Genomic DNA, 19,107 nt, shown 5'->3' with positions numbered 1-19,107 from the left:
GGCGCCCGCCCCAAAAACCCCAAGCGCCGGGATGAGCGGGACCCTATGCCCGCCAAAAAAAGGGGTCAATTGTTAGAGACTGACTATTATTGGGGGGAATTTCGGCCGTTATTGCAGGTGTTTAGCCGATTTCGGGGGCGAGCGAGGCCTCGTATGCCGCGTCGATCACGGCGAGCTTCGCTGCCTGTGCGGCGGCGATTTCGCCGAGGAACCCCCTGGAAACCCACATCACCGAACTGCCGCGCTTGCCGCGCCAGCCGATGCTGCCGAGTGCTTCCGCTTCGCGCAACTTGCGGGCGAGATGCGAGCGCGAAAGCTGCAGCCACAGGCCCATTTCGGCGATCGAGGTGATGCTTGTCGACAACTGTTCGGCACCGCTGCTGGCGTCTTCCAGCCCGACGATCAGCCGTTCCATGATGATGCCGCCATTGTTGAGCCAGGTGAACAACGAAAACGTGTTGGCCGGCTCGCGGATGGCCTGCGAAGACAGCAGCCCTTCGCAGATCAGCGGCTCGATGCGGTCCATGCCGTCCGAAGTCGCCAGATAGGTGGCGAGGCGCTGGCCACCGTCGAGGCCGTCGAGCGTCGCCAGATGCACCATGATCCAGCCATGTATGGCATCGAACGTCGATTGCGACGGACGCACCGGCCGTGCCCGGCGGTCGTCGCTCTCGGGGCAATATTCGATGTAGCCGTAGTTGAGCAGTTCCTTGAGGAAGGCGTCGGCAGTGTTGCGGCTCGCCACCGCGTAGGCCTGGGTCATGTCGAGGAAGCGCGACGTCAGGAGTCCTGGCTCGCCGGCGTCTCGATTGAAATAGACGGCGAAGCCGATGTGGCCCATCAGCCAGCGTTGCTGGGTGGCGAAGATGGAAGACTGCCGCGGATTGGCCTCGTAGGCGATCAGCAATGCCTGCGACTGCCGCCGGATCAGCTCCTGCAGCGCGGGGTGGCTGGCGATTTCATCCGCAGTTATCGGCAAGAATCGGCCCTCGAACTGCTCGCTATATCCACGCATCAGCCGTGATCTGTCCAGCCCCGACGAAGTAGTCCGGCGTGCTCTTCTTGGGGTGATGGTCATCGCAGCCACGCCGGCAAATCTATCTCGGCAAATGACCTTTCGATCGGCCTTGCCCGAGGAAAATCAAGTTGCCACCGCAAAAATGGCCGGCCGCCGGCGCGACGACAGATTGCTGCAATGGTGCCCTGTCATTTGGCTGATCATGAAAACGGGTTTGGCTCAATTAATAGATTGATCAATCGAATAATAGTATGTTGGCTTGGAGGGCGCCGGCGGCCGCCATTCTTCGGAGACATCGGACTGTGGAAAGTTTGTACCAAATGACGCACCACCTTCACCCCCGGGCGCGGATCGCGGCGATAGCCGCGGCGCTGCTGGTAAGCGCGGTCATGCCTGCGGCGGCTGATACTGCCGCCAATGCTGCCGCGCAGGGCGAAACCGCCAAGCGCCTGGTGTCGACCTTCGTCGTTGCCAGCGACATGACCGAATGGACGCTGTCGTTCACCGGCGTGCTTGCGGCCCGCGAGGAAGTTGCCGTCGGCGCGCCGTTTCAGGAGCAGCGCATATCAAGCGTCGAGGTCGAGGTCGGCGATCGCGTCGAAGCCGGCCAGATCCTGGTTCGGCTCGACACCGCGATGCGCGAGAACCAACTGCATGAGAGCCAAGGCCGGCTGGCACGGGCCAAGGCAGCGCTGGCCCAGCAGCAGGCCAAGGCGGCGCAGGCGCTGGCAGCCCTGCAGCGCGCGATGCCGCTCAGGCAGTCGGGGGCCCTTTCCGCCCAGGGTTACGCCGACCGTGCCTCGACCGAGGCTGTCGAGCGCGAGGGTGTCGCTCTCGCCCAGGCAGAGGTCGACCAGGCAGAGGCCCAACTCACCGAATCCCGCCGGCTGGTCGAGCGCAACGTCGTCGTGGCGCCGGTTGCCGGTGTGGTGTCCGAACGCCACGCCAATGCCGGCGCGCTGACCGGCGGGGAGCCGCTGATCAGGTTGATCCGCGACGGCGAGGTCGAGCTGGCAGCCGAGATCCCGGAACGCGAGCTGCCGCAGTTGGCCGTCGGCCAGACCGCCTCGGTCACCCTGCCGGGCGTCGCAGGCAGGATCCCGGGCAAAGTCCGGCTGATCTCGCCGAAGATCGACCGCGAGACCCGTCTCGGCGTGGCCCGCATCGCCTTCAAGACAGATACCGCCCTGTTCTCCGGCGCCTTTGCCCGCGCTGCCATCGTCGTGGCCAAGCGCAAGGCGATCGTCATTGCCGACTCGGCACTGGTCTATGGCGGCAAGGACAAGACATCAGTCTTCGTGGTCGAGGACGGAAAGGTCGACCTCAGGCCGGTCCAGACCGGCATGCGCAACAACGGCAGGCTGGAGATCCGGGCCGGCCTCAAGGATGGCGACGTCGTCGTCGCCAAATCCGGTGCTTCGCTGCGCGACGGTGATGAGGTGGCTACCACCGACATCGGCGCCAAGACCGGAAGCGTCCGGCCATGATAAGCAACATTTCCGCCTGGGCGATCCGCAAGCCGGTGCCCACAATCGTGCTGTTCGTGGTGGCGACGCTGGCCGGCATCGCTGCCTTCATGCGCCTGCCGGTCAACGCCAATCCCAGCCTGTCGTTTCCGATCGTCACCGTCGCGGTGACGCAGCCGAGCGCTGCGCCCGCCGAGATGGAGAGCCAGATCACCCGCCGAGTCGAGGGATCGATCTCCGGCCTCGCCGGCGTCAAGAACATCCGCTCGACGATCAAGGACGGCGTGTCGACGACGACGGTCGAGTTCAAGATCGGCGTCGATCCCGACCGGGCGACCAACGATGTCCGCGAGTCGGTCGGCCAGATCCGCTCCGACCTGCCGCAGTCGATCCAGGAGCCGATCATCTCGCGCGTCGACGTCGAAGGCGGCGCCATTCTCTACTTCACCATGCAGGCGCCGCAGATGTCGGCGCTGGACGCCTCGTGGTTCGTCGAGGACATGGTCAGCCGCGAGCTTCTTGCCGCGCCCGGCGTCCAGAAGGTCGAGCGTTTCGGCGGCGTCAACCGCGAGATCACTGTTTCACTCGACCCCGACAGGCTGCTTGCACTCGGCGTCACCGCCGACCAGGTCAACACCGCGCTGCGCGGCATCAACGTCAACGTGCCGGGCGGACGCGGCGAGGTCGGCGACCGCGAGCAGTCGATCCGCACGCTCGGCAGCGTCACCTCGTTCGACCAACTGCTCAACCTCTCGGTGTCGCTGCCGGGCAAGCGCTGGGTGCAGCTCAGCGACATCGCCGCCATCACCGATGGACCGACCGAGGCGCGCAGCTTCGCCCGTTACAATGGCGATGCCGTTGTCGGCTTCTCGGTCTATCGCGCCAAGGGCTACAGCGACACTGCCGTTGCCGACGCGGTGACCAAGCGGCTTGGCGAGATCACAGCGCGGACACCTGACGTCGCCTTCGTCGAGGTGATCTCGAACGTCGAATACACGCTCGAAAGCTACAATGCCGCCGTGACCGCGCTGCTCGAGGGCGCCGGTCTGACAGTGCTCGTGGTGTTTCTGTTCCTGCGCAACTGGCGCGCCACGCTGATCGCCGCGGTTGCCATGCCATTGTCGATCCTGCCCACCTTCGCCGTCATGGACCTGCTCGGCTACACGCTGAACGGCGTCAGCCTGCTGGCGTTGACGCTGGTCATCGGCATCCTCGTCGACGACGCCATCGTCGAGATCGAGAATATCGAGCGCCATGTCGACATGGGCAAGCGGCCCTACCTCGCCTCGATCGAGGCGGCCGACGCGATCGGCCTTGCGGTTGTCGCCACGACCCTGACCATCGTTGCCGTATTTGCGCCGGTCAGTTTCATCGGCGGTGCCGTCGGCCAGTATTTCAGGCAGTTCGGCATCACGGTTGCCGTTGCCGTGATGATCTCGCTGGTCGTCGCGCGCCTGCTGACGCCGTTGATGGCGGCCTATCTGCTGCAGCCGAAAGGGGCCGGTCATCACGCCGCCGAACCGTCGCGGCTGTCGCGCCGCTATCTCGCGCTTCTCGGCTGGACGCTCGATCATCGCAAGACGACGTTTGCGCTGGTCTTCGTATTCTTTGCCGGCTCGGTGTTCCTTTTGTCGCAGCTTTCGACCGGCTTCGTGCCCGGCACCGACAGCAACATCTCCGACGCCAGCATCACCCTGCCCCCGGGCACCAGGCTCGACGAGACGACGCGCGTTTCCGACCACATCGTCAAGCAATTGCTGCAGCGCAAGGAGGTGGCGAGCGTCCTGGCCATCACCGGCGACGTCAACAGGGTATCGCTGATCATCAGGCTGAAGCCGCGCGGCGAAAGGCAGCTCTCGCGCAAGGAGTTCGAGCTTTCCGTGTTGCCCATCCTGGCCGGCGTGCCGGACATTCAGTTCAGCTTTGCCAGCGACTCCGGCGGCAAGGAGCTGTCCATCTTCCTCGCCGGCAACAATCCGGAGGAGCTGAACCTGGCCGCGCGCCAGCTCGAGGACGAGATGCGCAAGCTGCCGCAACTGGTCAATGTGCTGTCCAATCAACCTCCCGCAGCACCCGAGCTGCTGGTCAGGCCGCGCATGGACGAGGCGGCACGCCTTGGTGTGTCGGTGGTCTCGCTCGGCACCGTGGCGCGTATCGCCACGCTTGGCGAAACCGATGCCAATTCGGCGCAGTTCAACCTGGGCGACCGGCTGGTGCCGATCCGCGTGCTGCTCGACAAGTCGGCGCGCGGCGACCTCGAGACGTTGCGCAACCTCAGGGTCGGCACCGATAGTGGCGCCGTGGTGCCGCTGACCTCGGTGGCCGACATCGACTTCGGCGCCGAGGAAGGCAAGGTTGAGCGGCTCGACCGCAAGCGCATGGTGGCCGTCGAAGCCAATCTGAACGGGGTGACGATCGGCGACGCGATGGCGGCCGTCGAAGCGCTGCCGCTGCTGAAGAACCTTCCCGCCAGTGTCCAGCATGTGAAGTACGGCGCCTCGGAAGAAATGGGCGAGATGTTCCGCGGCTTCGCGCTGGCGTTGGTGGCGGGCATCCTGATGGTGATGGCGGTGCTGGTGCTGCTGTTCAGGAACTTCCTGCAGCCGATCACCATCTTGATCGCCTTGCCTTTGTCGCTCGGGGGTGCCGCACTGGCCCTGCTGCTCTATGGCGCGGCGCTCGACCTGTCGTCGACCATCGGCATCCTGATGCTGATGGGCATCGTCTGCAAGAACTCGATCCTGCTCGTCGACTACGCCATCGACTGCCGTGCCCAGGGCATGGCGCGTCGCGAGGCGCTGATGCAGGCGGGCATGACCCGTGCCCGGCCGATCATCATGACGACGATCGCCATGGTCGCCGGCATGGTGCCGGCGGCGGCCGGCATTGGTGCAGACGCAAGCTTCCGTGCGCCGATGGCGGTAGCGGTGATCGGCGGCCTGATCACGTCGACGCTGCTCAGCCTTGTCGTGGTGCCGGTCATGTTCACCTCGATGGACGACCTCAATGCCTGGTTCGCCCGCCGCCTCAAGCGGCTGACATCGGTGACCGAGGCGGACCGCGCAGAAGGCGAGCTGATCGCCGAACGGGCGAGGGGCTGACAGGCCTGAGATTTGCGGGAGGCTGGCTGCCGGTCTCTTGCCCCAAGAGTTTCCAGCGTGGCGGCGGCGAGCAGCCACGTTTCATTTCAAAACGACGGAGAGACAGATGACAGCGACCTTTTACGCGACAGAACGGGCAGGTGGCCGGGACAAGCCGGCCGCCGCCTTTGAAACCATCGATCTTTGTGCCCGCGCTGAGGCGCGTGGCCGACCAAGGACATATGCCTATGTACAAACTCGACCCGGCACGCTTTGCCGTCGCCGAACCTCTGCTTGATCGTCTTACTGCCACACACGCCAGCATCGAGGCGGTGGCCTCCGGCGTGCTTGACGGCGATATCTGGGTGGATGATCCAACCCGGCCCAGGGTGGCGCTGCTTTGCGAAGGTGGCGACGGCTACTATCTCGCCGGCGACGTCGACCACCAGCCGTCCTATGCGGCCTTGAAACGGACGATCCCGCATACCGCCTATCTGATCCCCGACCGCGTGGAATGGGGTGAGGTGCTGGCCGACATCTGGGACAATCCATATGCCCGGCTGCATCGCCGCAAGGCCTTTCGGCATATCGGCGGAATGGGGAACGTTGCACGGCAGTTGCCCGACGGCTTCGAGCTCGCGCTCGTCGACCAGACACTGCTCGACCGCGGTGTATCAATCGATATCGAGACGATCACCGACCACCTCGAAAGCTGGACCTCGCCCGACCTCTTCCTTCAGCACGCCATCGGCTATTGCGTCATCCATGACGGCACTGTTGTCAGCCATTGCATGGCCGACAGCGTGGTGGGCGACCGCTGCGAACTCGGCGTCGGCACCGAGGAGGCCTATCGCGGACGCGGGTTCGGCGCGCTGGTGACCCGCCAGACCGTCGCCCGTTGCCTCGACCGCGGCATCCGGCGGATTGGCTGGCATTGTCATGCCTCGAACGCTGCCTCGATGCGGATCGCCGAAACAAACGGCCTTGTCGAGGCGACAACCTATGTGGCGTTCAGCTCGACCTTTCCGGCCGAGAATGTCGGCGACCTGCCAGCAGAGGAGTGCCTGGACTGGGCTCGTCACTACGCGGCGGCCAGCGACGACATCTCCTGGTATGCCTTCCATGCCGCGGGTTCGTTCGCACTTGGCGGCGACCTCGATCGCGCCTTGGTCCATCTCGGGCGGCTGGTCGACGGCGACTGGGAGGGGCAGCCGGAATGGCTGGAGAGCTACTGGACCTTCACCGCGCTGCGCGGCCACCCCGAATTGCCTGACATCGTCGCCAGGCAGTCACGGAAGTTCGGGGACTAACATAAACTGACGTTGCCGGCACGCCGCCTCGCATCTTTTGCGGGGCGGCGGATCCGAAAGCGATTCCGAATCCTTCGCTCATGTTCTAAGGACTTTGTTTGCATCGGTCTGCCACATGATGGCAGCGGACAGCGGCGGAGTTTGGCACGGCAATGGATCTCTCATTCGATCTCGGGCGCGGTCCTGCGTCCTATGGACACCGATTTCTGATCGGCCTGCAGCCCGGCCATGTGCTCGGCGACAAGGACAAGCGGCTGCTGTCGTTGCTCAGGCCTGCCGGCGTCGTTCTGTTCCGCGCCAACTTCCTGCCCGACGCGCCTTATGAGGACTGGCTCGACAATCACAGCAGGCTGCTGTCGGACGTGCGCGAATACATCGAACGTGACGAGGTGATCGTCTCGATCGACCATGAGGGCGGCGGCGTGCTGCGTCCGCCGGCGCCGATCACCGCCTTTGCCTATGCGCGTGAGTGGCCGAAGCAGGCCGCCGACGTCGGCAAGGCGATGGGCGTCGAATTGCGCTCGCTCGGCTTCAACGTCAATTTCGCGCCCGTCGTCGACGTCAATTCCAACCCGGCCAATCCCGTCATCGGCCAGCGCTCGTTCGGCACGACGCCTGACGATGTGGTGCCGGCTGCCAGGGCGTTTCTCGATGCGATGCAGGCCGAAGGCGTCCTCGGTTGCCCCAAGCATTTCCCCGGCCATGGCGATACGGCGGTGGATTCGCACTATTCGCTGCCGGTCATCGACGTCGACCCCAGGACGTTCCGCAGCCGCGAGCTCGAGGCGTTCCGTCATTTCAACGATGCGCGGACGCGCATGATCATGACCGCACACATCGTCATCTCGCAGATCGACCCAGGCGTTCCTGCGACGATGTCGAAGGTGATCCTGCAGGATATCTTGCGCAAGGAACTGGGCTATGAGGGCGTCGTCGTCAGCGACGATCTCGGCATGAAGGCGATCTCCGACCGGCTCGACAAGCCCGAAACCACGATCCGCATCATCAATGCCGGCTGTGACCTTTTGTGCATGTGCGCCTACTGGGCCGACACCGAGATCATCACGCGCATGATCGACTACATGGCGGCCGGCCTGAAGGCCGGCGAGATCAAGGAGCGCGCGCTCGAACAGTCGTTCACCCGCGTTGCCGGCCTGCTAAAGGACCTGCCCAGCCACAAGGTCGAGCGCCTCGGTGAGGAGACTTTCGAGCAGCACGCCTCGGTCGCCCCGCTGCGCGCCCGCTCGCTGCCGGCCAACCACGGCGGCGCCACCAAGATCTAGGTCTTTCCGGCGCGGCTATTGCGCCGCGCCTTGGGCTTCCGCTGCCGTCGCGTGTTCGGCGGCGGTGCGCTCGGCATAACGCCTGGCCATCCAGGCGCAGACCATCAGCTGCAGCTGGTGATAGAGCATCAAGGGCAAGACGATCGCGCCGATCTCCTGGCCGGCGAAGATGACGTTGGCCATCGGTACGCCCGAGGCCAGGCTCTTGTGCGAGCCGCAGAAGGCGACGGTGATTTCGTCCTGCCTGGAAAAGCCGAGGAAGCGGCTGGCGAAGATGGTGACTGCCAGCACCGTCGACAGCAGGAAGGCGGCGATCAGCAGCAGCACCACCAGCGACTGCAGCGGCAACTGCTGCCACAGGCCTGCGACCATCGCCTTGGAGAAGGCGAGATAGATCACCATCAGGATCGAGCCGCGGTCGACGACAGTCACCAGCCATTTGTGCCGGCCGAGCCAGCCGGCAAGCCAGGGCTGGACGAGCTGGCCGGCGATGAAGGGCGCCAGAAGCTGCAGCATGATGCCTTCGATCGCCGACAGCGACACGCCGCCACCGCCGGTCTTGGCGAACAGCAGCCCGACCAGAAGCGGCGTCAGGAACATGCCGATGATGTTTGAGGCCGAGGCCGAGCACACGGCGGCCGGCACGTTGCCGCCGGCAAGGGCGGTGAAGGCGATGGACGACTGCACGGTCGACGGCAGCACGCACAAAAACAGTACGCCCGCATAGAGCGCTGCTGGCAGCACCGTCGGCACCAGCAGGCCGAGCCCAAGCCCGATGATCGGGAACAGCACGAAGGTGGTCGAGAACACCAGAAGGTGCAGTCGCCAATGTGTCATGCCGGCAATCACCGTCGCCCGCGACAGCCGCGCGCCGTGGAGGAAGAACAGCAGTGCGATGGCGATGTTGGTCGCGGTGCCGAAATGGCCGGCGAAGCTGCCCTGTGCCGGCAGAAGCGATGCCAGCACGATGCAGGCGATCATCAGCATGATGAAGGTGTCGGGGCGAAAACGTGCGAACAAGGCGTGTGATCCCTTGGCAATGAGCTAATTTTGTATACAGTATGCCAAATGCCGGCGGTATTGTGAATGGCGCATACAGGAATGATGCTCATTTCGTTTCGTGAACACAGGGAGGGATCATGTTCGATCCGATACTCCTCCAGACCTTCGTAGCGGTTGCCGGCTCGCGCAGCTTCACCGGGGCGGCGGTGCATCTGCGCCTCGGCCAGTCGACGGTTAGCCAGCACATCCGGCGGCTCGAAGTCAGCGTCGGCCGGCGGCTTCTCGTCCGCGACACCCATTCGGTGATGCTGACGCCGGACGGCGAGGCGATGCTCGGTTTCGCCCGCTCGATCCTCGACGCCAACGAACGTGCCCGCAGCTATCTGCAGGGGGCCAGGCTCAGCGGCCGCATCCGCTTTGGTGCCTCCGAGGATTTCGTCACCACCCGCCTGGCCGACGTGCTGCACAAGTTCACCGAGCGCCACCCGTCGGTCGAGCTCGAGCTGACGGTGGCGCTGTCGAGCACGCTGTTCGACTTGCTCGACGAAGGTGCGCTCGACCTCGTCATCGCCAAACGCCGCGTCGGGCTCAACCAGCAGCGCGAGGCGCGCAGCGGTGTTGCCGTGCGCACAGAGCGGCTGGTCTGGGCGGCGCGCGACCCATCGGTCGTCGAAGCCGGCAAGCCCTTGCCGCTGATCCTGTTCTCGCGTCCCGGCATCACCCGCGTCGCGGCGATCGAGGCGCTCGACCGCAAGGGCATCCCCTGGCGCATCGTCTGCACCAGCGGCAGCCTGAGCGGCTTGCAGGCAGCGGCGCGCGCTGGGCTCGGCATCATGGTTCAGCCGCGCAGCATGGTGTCGTCGGGGCTGATGGTGCTGCCGACCAGCCCGCAACTGCCGCAGCTCGAGGAGGTCGAGTTCATCCTGACCAGCGCCGCCAACGAGCCGACGGGCGTCGCCGCAGCACTTGCGAAGGAAATCCTCGACCGCAACGCCCGCCAGGAATTCGAGCTGCCGTTCCGCGAGGCGGTCTAGGCCCGGCACCCGGCGGGTCGCACCTTTCGAGCAAAAAAATAGTCAGTATACTGCTTAAATTGATCGGAGAGCCATATGGACGTGATGATCATCGGCGCAGGCATCGGCGGGCTGACATTGGCCCTGATGCTGCACAAGGCGGGCATTGCCTTCCGCGTCTACGAAAGCGCGCAGGAGATCAGGCCGATCGGCGTCGGCATCTCGATCCTGCCGCATGCCAGCCGCGAGTTGACCGAGCTCGGCCTGCAGCCAGCACTCGCCGAGGTGGCGGTCACGGCGCGAGAATCCTGCTTCTTCAACCGTTTCGGCCAGCTGATCTACAAGGAACCGGTCGGTACATTTGCCGGCTATGATTACCCGCAGTTCCAGATCCATCGCGGCGACCTGCAGCAGATCCTCTACGCAGCACTCGTCGAGAGGGCCGGCCCGGATTGCGTCGTTACCGGCTGGAAATGCATCGATGTCGAACAGACGGCGGATGCGGCGATCGCCCGTTTCGTCGACGGCCGCACCGGCGAAGACCGGCCCGTCCAGACCGGTGCCGCAATCGTCGGCTGCGACGGCATCCACTCCGTCGTGCGCCGCAAGCTTGTGCCCGACGATGGCGGCCCGATCTATTCCGGCGTCAACATGTGGCGCGGCACGACCTGGTGGAGGCCCTATCTCGGCGGCGCGAGCTACGTCCGCGCCGGCTGGCTGACGCATGGCAAGATGGTCATCTACCCGATCCGCAACAAGCTCGACGCTGACGGTCGCCAGCTGATCAACTGGGTCGCCGAGATCGAGACGCCTGATTATCACCAGCAGGACTGGAACCGCCGCGGCCGGCTCGACGACTTCATCCATGCCTTCGCCGACTGGAGCTTCGATTTCCTCGATGTGCCCGGCCTGATCCGAGGTGCCGAGGCGATCCTCGAATATCCGATGGTCGACAAGGATCCGCTCGCCCGATGGAGCTTTGGCCGGCTGACGCTGCTCGGCGATGCCGCCCACCCGATGTATCCGCGCGGCTCCAACGGTGCCGGCCAGGCGATCCTTGATGCGCGTGCGCTTGCCGACTGCTTTGCATCGGGGGGCGATGTCGCGGCTGTGCTCAAGGCGTATGAGGACAAGCGGCTGCAGGCGACCGCGGCCGTCGTGCGCACCAACCGCTCCACTCCGCCCGATGTCATCCTCAAGGAGGTCCATGAGCGCACCGGGGACCGCCCTTTCGCCCGGCTCGACGACGTCATCACCCAGGACGAACTGGCAGCGCTGTCGAACAGCTACAAGAAGGTCGCCGGCTACGACAAGGCAACGGTAGCCGAGCGGCGAAGGGCGTGAGGGGTGGGCGCGCTCAGGCCAGATAGCCGACTATTCTGGTCCTGCCGTCACGCAGCTCGATCGAACATCTGCCGATCGGGCCGAGCAGGTCCGTGAGGTCGGCATCGAATTCCATCCATACAATGGACCGAAGTTCGACCGGCCCGAATTCGATGGTGTCGATGTAAGGCCAAGGGCAGGCTTAGTCCAGGTGGAAAGCGCATCTGTCGGACATTGGCGGCATCGATGAATTGAACCGTCATGCATCTTACATCCTTGCGCGTGGCGCGCACTGCGGCAATCAGTTTCCGCCACTTGGTGTCTGACATGAAGGCGCGCGAGAAGGTGGCTCTTGCCAAACGGCCGGCGGCACCCGGGTCGAGGATCTCCGGTCGTTTCATGGCCCGCTGCATGACCCCAAGATTTGACCCGTTGCAACAGGCCGAGACTTGCGGTTGTTGAGTGGAGCGGTTGAACCGGGAGCGATGCAGGCCTTGTCACGCATCTTTCATGGCTGATCGAGAACAAGGCAGTTTTGCCGAAGCGCCAGGGCGTGGGCCTATTGGCGCCAATATTGGTAAATTGCTTTGCCGCCTTATCATCTCGTGACGTAGGGTGTTCTTCATGAACCGTGGCATCTCGGCAGCTTTGACGCTTGCACTACCGCTGTGCGCATTTCCCGGCCACTCGGCGGCGGCTGAACGCCCCTCAAGCAACGATTTGCTGCGACAAGGATACCAGCCCGTTGCCGCAGGCCGGCTGACGATGAAGCGGATTTTTGTCGTCGTGCCACGGTGGACGGGCTTCACAACTCTGGATGATCAGATCGTATCGATGGCGGGAGAAGGCAAGGTTCCCGGAGGGAGCTTGAAGCCATATTGGGCCGCCATGGTGCTTTCCTGAGGGTGGCGCGGGGCACGGAAGAATATGTCTGTGTTCTCTACAAGACAGATACGTGCCGCCGCGTAAGAAGTGGAGATAGATAAAGGTGCGCGCGCGTTGCGCATCTGCTTCTCGCAATGTTGCTGCAAGACTCTCCGATTATTCATCACTGCGACATGCCATTTCGATTGGATCGTGGTTTCGACATTGTACCGGTTCGTATGACTGTGAAGGAGCATCCTTGATGAGCATTGCGAGCGACGCCCGCTTCTGGGACCGGTCTTCACGCAGATATGCCAAGGCGGCGGTGGCCGACCAAAGCGGCTACGCCCGCACGCTGGACCGGACGCGCGGGCTGCTGCGGGCCGGCGACCAGGTGCTGGAACTGGGATGCGGCACCGGGTCGACGGCGATGCTGCTGGCCGGTGACGTAAAATCCTATCTCGGGACGGATTTCTCGCCAGCGATGATCGAGATTGCCGAGGAAAAGCGCTTGGTTTGCCCGATCAGGGGTCTCGACTTCCTGACCGCTACAGCCGAGGCGCACCAGCTCGGGTCCGGGCAATTCGAGATAGTTCTCGGTTTCAACTACCTGCATCTGGTGCGCGACCTGCCCGGCACCTTGCGGCGCATCCACACGCTGCTGGCCAGCGACGGTCTGTTCGTCTCCAAGACGCCGTGCCTCGGCGACATGAACCCGCTGATCCGGCTGGCGCTGTTGCCAGTCATGCGCGCGACAGGACTTGCGCCGCATGCCGGTGCCTTCAGTACAGAAGAACTGGTCCGGATGATTTCTGCCGCGGGCTTCGAGGTCGTCGCGACCGAAAACCACGCGACAAAGGGCAACGACAACAGGCCCTATATCGTCGCGCGCAAGCGCTGACCGGGACGGCCGCGCCGACAGTTCAAAACGCGTCCGGCTGAAGGCTTGGATGTGCCTCGGCGAAAGCGGGCAGAGCGGCAGCGGCGCCCGCGATCTCGACCGACAGCGGGAATGCGGAAAGGTCGCAGTCGAAGCGGCGGGCATTGGCCACCTGCGGCACCAGGCAGATGTCGGCGATGGTGATCGTGTCGCCAAGGCAATAGCGGCCATGCCGGCAGCCGGCGCGAAGTGTCGCCTCGAACGACCTGAAGCCTTCCTCGATCCAGTGCCGGTACCATTCGTTGGTGTCGTCGTCGGACAGCTGCCAGCGCGCCTTCAGGTACTTCAGCACGCGCACATTGTTGAGCGGGTGGATGTCGCAGCCGATGATCTGGGCGAGGCCCCTGACATAAGCGCGCCCGGCGGGGTCAGTGGGCAGCAGCGGCGGCTCGGGGTGGGTTTCGTCGAGATATTCGAGCACGGCGAGGCTTTGCGCGAAGACCTGGCCGTCGTCCACAAGCGCCGGCACCAGGCCCTGCGGGTTGAGAGCCATATAGTCGGCGGTGCGGTGATCCATCCTGGGCAGGCTGATGAAGCGGGGCTCCCAGTCGAGCCCCTTGAGCGCGAGCGCGATGCGCAGCCGATACGAGGTCGACGATCTGAAGAAGGTGTAGAGCGTGCGCATCGCCCCGGCAGTCAGTGCGACGCAGCGTTGAGGATCTCGTCGGGCGTCGACGAGACGACCTCGACATATTTCGGCACGAATTTGCGGCCCTCGATCAGGCCGACAAAGGCCGGCTTGAGCTCTTCCGCCAGCACCTTGCGGATCTTGGCGTGCTCGACGATGTCGGACCACTCGGCGATGAGGAAGAAGCGCTGCGGATCCTCGGTGTCGCGGCACAACACGCCGTCCTTCACCTGGGCCCAGGACTTGTGCATCGGATTGCCGTCCGAATAGTCGAACTCCTCGAACAGTTGGACGAATTCGTCTTCGCGTCCGACTTCCACGCGGAAGTCGTAGATGTGAAGGAAGTTGCCTTTCGTGGCCAGCGGTTCCTGCGCCATGCTGCTCTCCTTTTCCGGTGTTCCCAATAATCATCAGTATACTTCCTTTTATTGCGTGCGCAAGGCGCAACGCCTTGCCAGGCAAAGGTTCCAGAGCGGCGGGCGTCCCGCGATTGCCGTTTCGAGGGCCGGAAGTATGCGGTGGTACCGCTCTTTCCCGCCGGTCCGGCAAGGGATAGAGATGGGCAGTGACAGGCAAGGGGAATGAGCGTGGCCAAGTCGGTTAGGACGGACGGGACGCAGAACAAAAAAGCAACGGCCGCCGCGCCTAATCCCGAACTGCAGCAGCTCATCGAGCGGCTGCCGCTGTGGAAGCGGCCGGGCTATCTCATCCGCCGGCTGCACCAGGTCCACTACGCCCTGTTCTTTGAGGAGTGCGAGGGTTTCGGCATTACGCCGGTGCAATATGGGCTGCTGACCATCCTTTCGGGCAATCCCGATTCCGACCAGATCTCACTTGCCCAGGCGCTCGGCATCGACCGCACCAACGTCGCCGACGTGCTGTCGCGGCTGGCCCAGCGCGGGCTGGTCGAGCGCACCCGCAGCACCGAGGACAAGCGCATGGTACTGGCGCGCCTTACCGGCGAGGGCGAGAAGCTGGTCGCGGCCATGCATCCGGCGATGAGCCGCGCCCAGGACAGGCTGCTCGACACGCTCGGCGACAAGGAACGCGATGCGTTCCTGGCAACGTTGATCAGGCTGCTCGAGGCCAACAACAAATACGGCCGGGCGGCGCTCGCCACCGGCAAGTTCGGCGAATGACCGAAGGCCGTCAGGCCGATAGCGGGGGCTATCTGTTCCAGCAGGCGACGAGATGGCCGGCGGAACGCTCCGACAATTTCGGCGCTTCCTTGTGGCACTGCTCCGTCGCCAGCGGGCAGCGTGTCGAGAAGCGGCAGCCGGCCGGCGGGTTGACCAGGTCGGGGATCTCGCCGCCATAGACGATACGCTTGCGCTGGCGCTGGGTACGCGGGTCGGGCACCGGCACCGCCGACAGCAGCGCCTCGGTATAGGGGTGGATCGGATGGTCGTAGAGATCGTCGCGATCGGCGATCTCGACCATGCGCCCGGCATAGAGGATCGCCACGCGATGCGAGATGTGGCGCACCACCGAGAGGTCGTGGGCGATGAACAGGTAGCTCAGCCCCAACTCACGCTGCAGGTCCTGCATCAGGTTCACCACCTGCGCCCGCACCGAGACGTCGAGCGCCGACACCGGCTCGTCGGCGACGATGAACTCGGGCTGCAACGCCAGCGCCCGGGCAATGCCGATACGCTGACGCTGCCCCCCGGAAAAGGCGTGCGGAAAACGGTCATGCGCGTCCGCCGGCAGACCGACGATGCGCAGCAATTCGGTGATGCGGTCGCGGGCTTCGTCGACATGGCGGATCAGTCCGTGCACCAGGAGCGGCTCGGCGACGAGGTCGATCACCCGCATCCGCGGGTTGAGGCTGGCATAAGGATCCTGGAACACCAGCTGCATGTTGCGGCGGAGCTTGCGCAGCGCCTCGCCCTTGGTGTGGGTGATGTCCTTGCCCTGGAAGACGATCTTGCCCGCCGAGGCCGTGATGCGCCGCAGCACGGCGCGGCCCGTCGTGGTCTTGCCGGAGCCGGATTCGCCGACAAGTCCGAGTGTCTCGCCCGGGTGGAGGTCGAAGGAGATATCTTCCAGCGCCTTGAACGCCTTGGGTCGCCCCCAGAAGCCCTGAGCACCTGTTTCATAGGTGACGTCGAGGCCCTGCACGCTGAGCAGTGGCGGTGCTGGCGGCTGGGCTGGCACGGGGTTGAGCATCGAAAAATTCCTGTCAGGGGAAGGTGGGCGACATCAGCGGCGTTGCCCAGGCCGGTACCGACGGCCGCCAGCAGGCGGCCTCGGCGTCCGGGCGGATATGTTCGAGCTTGGGCGCCTTGCGGCAGGCCTCGCCCGACAGCGGACAGCGCTGCTGGAACGAGCAACCCTCCGGCGGCGTCACCAGGTTCGGGGGCGTGCCCTCGATCGAAACCAGGCGGTCGGACACCTCGTCGAGCCGCGGAGTCGAGCGCAACAGCCCTTGCGTGTAGGGATGCGCCGGACGCTCGAACACGTCCTCGGCCAGTCCGGTCTCGATGATCTGCCCGGCATACATCACCGCCACGCGATGGCAGAGCCCGGCGACGACACCGAGGTCGTGGGTGATCAGCACCACCGACAGGCCGAGCGATTGCTGCAACTCGGCGAGCAGTTCGAGGATCTGCGCCTGGATCGTGACGTCGAGCGCCGTCGTCGGCTCGTCGGCGATCAACAGCTCAGGCTCGCAGGCAATCGCCATGGCGATCATGACGCGCTGGCGCATGCCGCCTGAAAACTCGTGCGGATACTGATCGAGCCGACGCCCGGGGGCGCTGATGCCGACCGCGGCAAGCAGCTCTTCGGCGCGGTTGCGGGCCTGGGCGCGCGTCATGCCGAGATGCCGCTCCAGCACCTCACCGATCTGGGTACCGATCTTGAGCACCGGGTTGAGCGAGGTCATCGGGTCCTGGAAGACCATCGCCACTTCCTTGCCCCTGATGTCGCGGGCGTAACGCTCGCCATCGGAGCCGAGCAGCGAACGGCCTTTCCATCTGATGTCGCCCGAAGCGATGCGGCCGGGCAGGTCGATCAACCCCATCACAGCTTGCGCGGTGACACTCTTGCCCGAGCCGGATTCACCGACAACGCCGAGTGTCTCGCCGCGGCCGATCGACAGGGTCACGCCGCGCAGGCCCTGGACCAGCCCGCGCCTGGTGTCGAACTCGACCTTCAGCTTTTCGACCTCGAGGAGCGGCGTGCCTGTGCTGTTGGCGCTGACACTCATGAGCGGCCTCCTTGGCTTTTGGCTTCCGAGCTTTGGGCTTGCGGGCTGCGGCGGGCCCGCCGGGCGGCCAGCTTGGCGCGCTGGTAGGCGAAGCGCTTCTCGCGCTCCTGCGGGTCGGTGGTGACGCGCACCCAACTGGCGAACAGATTGACCGCAAGCACCGTGGTGGCGATCGACAGGCCGGGGAAGGTGATCAGCCACCAGGCGACGAAGATGTAGTCGCGGCCATTGGCGACATCGAGGCCCCAGCTCGTCGCCGGCGGCTGCACGCCGAGGCCGAGGAAGGACAGAGCCGCTTCCGCCAGCACGATGTTGGTGAATTCGAGGATGCCGAGCGTCAGAAGCGGCGAGGTCAGGTTCGGCAGGATGTGGCGGAAGATGACGCGCGAGGTCTTGCAGCCGATCATTTCGGCTGCCTCGACATAGGGTGTCTGCCGGACCGACAGCACGATGCCGCGGACGACGCGGGCATAGACCATCCAGTTGGTGACGACGAGCACGATGATCATGGTCGCCATGCTCGGGCCGATGACCGAGATGACCAGCAGGATCAGCAGCAGGCCGGGGAATGCCACCTGCACGTCGACGATGCGCATGATGATCGAGTCGGTGCGGCCGCCTCTGAAGCCGGCCCACAGGCCGAGCACGACGCCGAAGCTGCCGGCGAACAGCACCACAAGCACCCCGACCAGCAGCGAGGCGCGGGCGCCGTAGATGACGCGCGAAAGCACGTCGCGGCCGAGATGGTCGGTGCCGAGGATGTGTTCCCAACTGCCCTTTGGCAGCCAGGCCGGCGGCTTGAGACGCGAGATCACCGATTGGGCGGCCGGATCGTAGGGCGCCAGCAGTGGCGCGAGGATCGCCATCAGCAAAAGGGCGACGATGACGGCAAAGCCGAGCGTGCCGAGCTTGTCCTGCCAGAGCTCACGGCCGAACTCGTCGAGCCTGCTCAGCAGAGTCGGACGTTGCGCGGCGTTGCGGGCGGTTGCCACCGGCGTCGTCACAGGCATGGGGATAGCCATCTCAAGCCAACCTTATCCGTGGGTCGATGAGTTTGTAGATGACATCGAGGCCGACATTGATGACCACGATCAGAACGGCGACGGTGAAGACGATGGCCTGGAGCAGGAACAGGTCGCTCTTCTGGATCGCCTGCATTGCCGTCAGCCCGAGGCCGGGCCAGGCAAACACCGTCTCGACAACGACAGTGTAGCCGGCCAGTGCGCTGATCAACTCCCAGCCGGCCAGCGTCACGAATGGAACCAGCGTGTTGCGCATCGCATGCACCATCACCACGCGCTTGAAATGCAGGCCCTTGGCGCGGGCGGTGCGGACATATTGCTGGTTCAGCTCGTCGATCATCGACGAGCGCACCAGCATCACCAGCCGGGCCAGCGAGGGCAGGGCCAGCGTGATTGCCGGCAGAATGTAGTAGCGCGCACCGCCCATGCCCGATGTCGGCAGCCAGCCGAGGGTGACGGCGAAGAACACGATCATCAGCAGGCCGAACCAGAATTGCGGTAGGGACAGGCCGAACAGGCCGACGAAGACAGTAGTCCGGTCGACCCAGCCACCGGGCCGGAGCGCGGCGATGGCGCCGAGCGGCAGCGACAACAGGATCGCCAGGCCGAGGCCGGCGCCGATCAGCTTCAGCGTGTTGGGCAGGCGTTCGAGCACCACGTCGAGGGCCGGCCGGCGCTGCCAAAGGCTGTCGCCGAAATCGAGGCGGGCCATGTCGCTGACGAAATCGACGAATTGCGTGGCGATAGGCCGGTCGAGGCCGATCTGCTGGGCAAAGGCCGCGCGCTGGGCGTCGGTCGCCGACAGCGGCAGCATCACCTTTACCGGATCGCCGACCATGCGTGTGGCGATGAAAACGATCACGGTCACGCCGATGACGACAAGCAGACCTTGTCCAATCCGGCGGAGCAGAAAACCACCCATAGTCCTCTCCATTTGCCGGAACCGG

Annotated in this window: 17 protein-coding genes; 9 read left to right on the top strand and 8 right to left on the bottom strand. The window is 64.7% G+C overall.

Annotated features, from left to right (window positions below; all coding sequences use genetic code 11):
* Positions 1-121: 121 nt before the first annotated feature.
* Positions 122-1,015, bottom strand: coding sequence for a hypothetical protein (locus H5P29_RS02080; protein WP_246340573.1), 894 nt, complete (start codon positions 1,013-1,015; stop codon positions 122-124).
* Between the two features lie 323 nt (positions 1,016-1,338).
* Here H5P29_RS02080 and H5P29_RS02075 point away from each other — a divergent pair, with 323 nt between their 5' ends.
* The 4 genes from H5P29_RS02075 (at position 1,339) to H5P29_RS02060 (ending at position 8,157) form a co-directional block, all read left to right on the top strand.
* Positions 1,339-2,505 carry an efflux RND transporter periplasmic adaptor subunit gene (locus H5P29_RS02075; RefSeq protein WP_067955059.1) on the top strand — a complete coding sequence of 389 codons (1,167 nt, stop codon included), beginning with the start codon at positions 1,339-1,341 and terminating at the stop codon, positions 2,503-2,505.
* Positions 2,502-5,585: an efflux RND transporter permease subunit gene (locus H5P29_RS02070; RefSeq protein ID WP_154384515.1), complete on the top strand. Its 3,084-nt coding sequence runs from the start codon at positions 2,502-2,504 to the stop codon at positions 5,583-5,585. The genes H5P29_RS02075 and H5P29_RS02070 overlap by 4 nt, the downstream gene beginning before the upstream one ends.
* Before the next feature lie 227 nt (positions 5,586-5,812).
* Complete coding sequence (locus H5P29_RS02065) at positions 5,813-6,874, top strand: GNAT family N-acetyltransferase (RefSeq protein WP_185910228.1); 1,062 nt, start codon at positions 5,813-5,815, stop codon at positions 6,872-6,874.
* A gap of 152 nt (positions 6,875-7,026) precedes the next feature.
* A complete protein-coding gene (locus tag H5P29_RS02060; protein WP_154384517.1) occupies positions 7,027-8,157 on the top strand; it encodes a glycoside hydrolase family 3 protein in 1,131 nt (376 codons plus the stop codon).
* A gap of 15 nt (positions 8,158-8,172) precedes the next feature.
* Here H5P29_RS02060 and H5P29_RS02055 read toward each other — a convergent pair whose 3' ends face one another.
* A complete protein-coding gene (locus H5P29_RS02055; RefSeq protein ID WP_067965796.1) occupies positions 8,173-9,144 on the bottom strand; it encodes a bile acid:sodium symporter family protein in 972 nt (323 codons plus the stop codon).
* A 152-nt stretch (positions 9,145-9,296) separates the two neighbouring features.
* Here H5P29_RS02055 and H5P29_RS02050 point away from each other — a divergent pair, with 152 nt between their 5' ends.
* The 4 genes from H5P29_RS02050 (at position 9,297) to H5P29_RS02035 (ending at position 13,260) form a co-directional block, all read left to right on the top strand.
* Positions 9,297-10,193 carry a LysR substrate-binding domain-containing protein gene (locus H5P29_RS02050; protein WP_067955049.1) on the top strand — a complete coding sequence of 299 codons (897 nt, stop codon included), beginning with the start codon at positions 9,297-9,299 and terminating at the stop codon, positions 10,191-10,193.
* A gap of 75 nt (positions 10,194-10,268) precedes the next feature.
* The gene (locus H5P29_RS02045) at positions 10,269-11,516 is read left to right on the top strand and encodes a flavin-dependent oxidoreductase (protein ID WP_154384518.1); all 1,248 of its coding nucleotides are present in this window, start codon (positions 10,269-10,271) and stop codon (positions 11,514-11,516) included.
* A 603-nt stretch (positions 11,517-12,119) separates the two neighbouring features.
* A complete protein-coding gene (locus H5P29_RS02040; protein ID WP_154384519.1) occupies positions 12,120-12,398 on the top strand; it encodes a hypothetical protein in 279 nt (92 codons plus the stop codon).
* Positions 12,399-12,621: 223 nt separating this feature from the next.
* Positions 12,622-13,260 carry a bifunctional 2-polyprenyl-6-hydroxyphenol methylase/3-demethylubiquinol 3-O-methyltransferase UbiG gene (locus H5P29_RS02035; RefSeq protein ID WP_154384520.1) on the top strand — a complete coding sequence of 213 codons (639 nt, stop codon included), beginning with the start codon at positions 12,622-12,624 and terminating at the stop codon, positions 13,258-13,260.
* A 22-nt stretch (positions 13,261-13,282) separates the two neighbouring features.
* On the opposite strand, the gene maiA is transcribed toward H5P29_RS02035, so the two are convergent.
* Together maiA and H5P29_RS02025 are read right to left on the bottom strand one after the other, a co-directional pair.
* Entirely contained in the window at positions 13,283-13,924 is a 642-nt protein-coding gene (maiA, locus tag H5P29_RS02030; RefSeq protein WP_154384521.1) for a maleylacetoacetate isomerase, read from the bottom strand.
* A gap of 11 nt (positions 13,925-13,935) precedes the next feature.
* Positions 13,936-14,304 carry a hypothetical protein gene (locus H5P29_RS02025; protein ID WP_067955042.1) on the bottom strand — a complete coding sequence of 123 codons (369 nt, stop codon included), beginning with the start codon at positions 14,302-14,304 and terminating at the stop codon, positions 13,936-13,938.
* 210 nt (positions 14,305-14,514) lie between these two features.
* On the opposite strand from H5P29_RS02025, the gene H5P29_RS02020 reads away from it, so the two are divergent.
* Positions 14,515-15,066 carry a MarR family winged helix-turn-helix transcriptional regulator gene (locus H5P29_RS02020; RefSeq protein ID WP_246787013.1) on the top strand — a complete coding sequence of 184 codons (552 nt, stop codon included), beginning with the start codon at positions 14,515-14,517 and terminating at the stop codon, positions 15,064-15,066.
* Positions 15,067-15,094: 28 nt separating this feature from the next.
* Here H5P29_RS02020 and H5P29_RS02015 read toward each other — a convergent pair whose 3' ends face one another.
* Genes H5P29_RS02015 through H5P29_RS02000 form a run of 4 tightly spaced genes read right to left on the bottom strand, consistent with a single transcriptional unit; the run spans position 15,095 to position 19,082 of the window.
* Positions 15,095-16,096 carry an ABC transporter ATP-binding protein gene (locus tag H5P29_RS02015; protein WP_067955038.1) on the bottom strand — a complete coding sequence of 334 codons (1,002 nt, stop codon included), beginning with the start codon at positions 16,094-16,096 and terminating at the stop codon, positions 15,095-15,097.
* 13 nt (positions 16,097-16,109) lie between these two features.
* A complete protein-coding gene (locus tag H5P29_RS02010; protein WP_154384522.1) occupies positions 16,110-17,138 on the bottom strand; it encodes an ABC transporter ATP-binding protein in 1,029 nt (342 codons plus the stop codon).
* Positions 17,135-18,160: an ABC transporter permease gene (locus H5P29_RS02005; RefSeq protein WP_246340571.1), complete on the bottom strand. Its 1,026-nt coding sequence runs from the start codon at positions 18,158-18,160 to the stop codon at positions 17,135-17,137. Before H5P29_RS02005 ends, H5P29_RS02010 begins: the two co-directional genes overlap by 4 nt.
* A 1-nt stretch (position 18,161) precedes the next feature.
* Entirely contained in the window at positions 18,162-19,082 is a 921-nt protein-coding gene (locus H5P29_RS02000; RefSeq protein WP_067955034.1) for an ABC transporter permease, read from the bottom strand.
* Positions 19,083-19,107: the final 25 nt, after the last annotated feature.

Origin of the sequence: Aminobacter sp. MDW-2 (assembly GCF_014250155.1) — a bacterium.
GTDB classification, from domain to species: Bacteria; Pseudomonadota; Alphaproteobacteria; order Rhizobiales; family Rhizobiaceae; genus Aminobacter; species Aminobacter ciceronei.
Note: the sequence above shows the minus strand (reverse complement) of the source record. Positions and strands in the feature narration are given on the sequence as shown.

Excerpts from the sequence above, each read along its gene's own strand:
- H5P29_RS02015 (WP_067955038.1), bottom strand. The coding sequence starts at position 16,096 with ATGCTCAACCCCGTGCCAGCCCAGCCGCCAGCACCGCCACTGCTCAGC.
- H5P29_RS02050 (WP_067955049.1), top strand. The coding sequence starts at position 9,297 with ATGTTCGATCCGATACTCCTCCAGACCTTCGTAGCGGTTGCCGGCTCG.
- H5P29_RS02000 (WP_067955034.1), bottom strand. The coding sequence starts at position 19,082 with ATGGGTGGTTTTCTGCTCCGCCGGATTGGACAAGGTCTGCTTGTCGTC.
- H5P29_RS02080 (WP_246340573.1), bottom strand. The coding sequence starts at position 1,015 with ATGCGTGGATATAGCGAGCAGTTCGAGGGCCGATTCTTGCCGATAACT.
- H5P29_RS02065 (WP_185910228.1), top strand. The coding sequence starts at position 5,813 with ATGTACAAACTCGACCCGGCACGCTTTGCCGTCGCCGAACCTCTGCTT.
- H5P29_RS02060 (WP_154384517.1), top strand. The coding sequence starts at position 7,027 with ATGGATCTCTCATTCGATCTCGGGCGCGGTCCTGCGTCCTATGGACAC.
- H5P29_RS02070 (WP_154384515.1), top strand. The coding sequence starts at position 2,502 with ATGATAAGCAACATTTCCGCCTGGGCGATCCGCAAGCCGGTGCCCACA.
- H5P29_RS02025 (WP_067955042.1), bottom strand. The coding sequence starts at position 14,304 with ATGGCGCAGGAACCGCTGGCCACGAAAGGCAACTTCCTTCACATCTAC.
- H5P29_RS02040 (WP_154384519.1), top strand. The coding sequence starts at position 12,120 with ATGAACCGTGGCATCTCGGCAGCTTTGACGCTTGCACTACCGCTGTGC.
- H5P29_RS02010 (WP_154384522.1), bottom strand. The coding sequence starts at position 17,138 with ATGAGTGTCAGCGCCAACAGCACAGGCACGCCGCTCCTCGAGGTCGAA.
- H5P29_RS02035 (WP_154384520.1), top strand. The coding sequence starts at position 12,622 with ATGAGCATTGCGAGCGACGCCCGCTTCTGGGACCGGTCTTCACGCAGA.
- H5P29_RS02045 (WP_154384518.1), top strand. The coding sequence starts at position 10,269 with ATGGACGTGATGATCATCGGCGCAGGCATCGGCGGGCTGACATTGGCC.
- maiA (WP_154384521.1), bottom strand. The coding sequence starts at position 13,924 with ATGCGCACGCTCTACACCTTCTTCAGATCGTCGACCTCGTATCGGCTG.
- H5P29_RS02055 (WP_067965796.1), bottom strand. The coding sequence starts at position 9,144 with ATGCTGATGATCGCCTGCATCGTGCTGGCATCGCTTCTGCCGGCACAG.
- H5P29_RS02005 (WP_246340571.1), bottom strand. The coding sequence starts at position 18,160 with ATGGCTATCCCCATGCCTGTGACGACGCCGGTGGCAACCGCCCGCAAC.
- H5P29_RS02075 (WP_067955059.1), top strand. The coding sequence starts at position 1,339 with ATGACGCACCACCTTCACCCCCGGGCGCGGATCGCGGCGATAGCCGCG.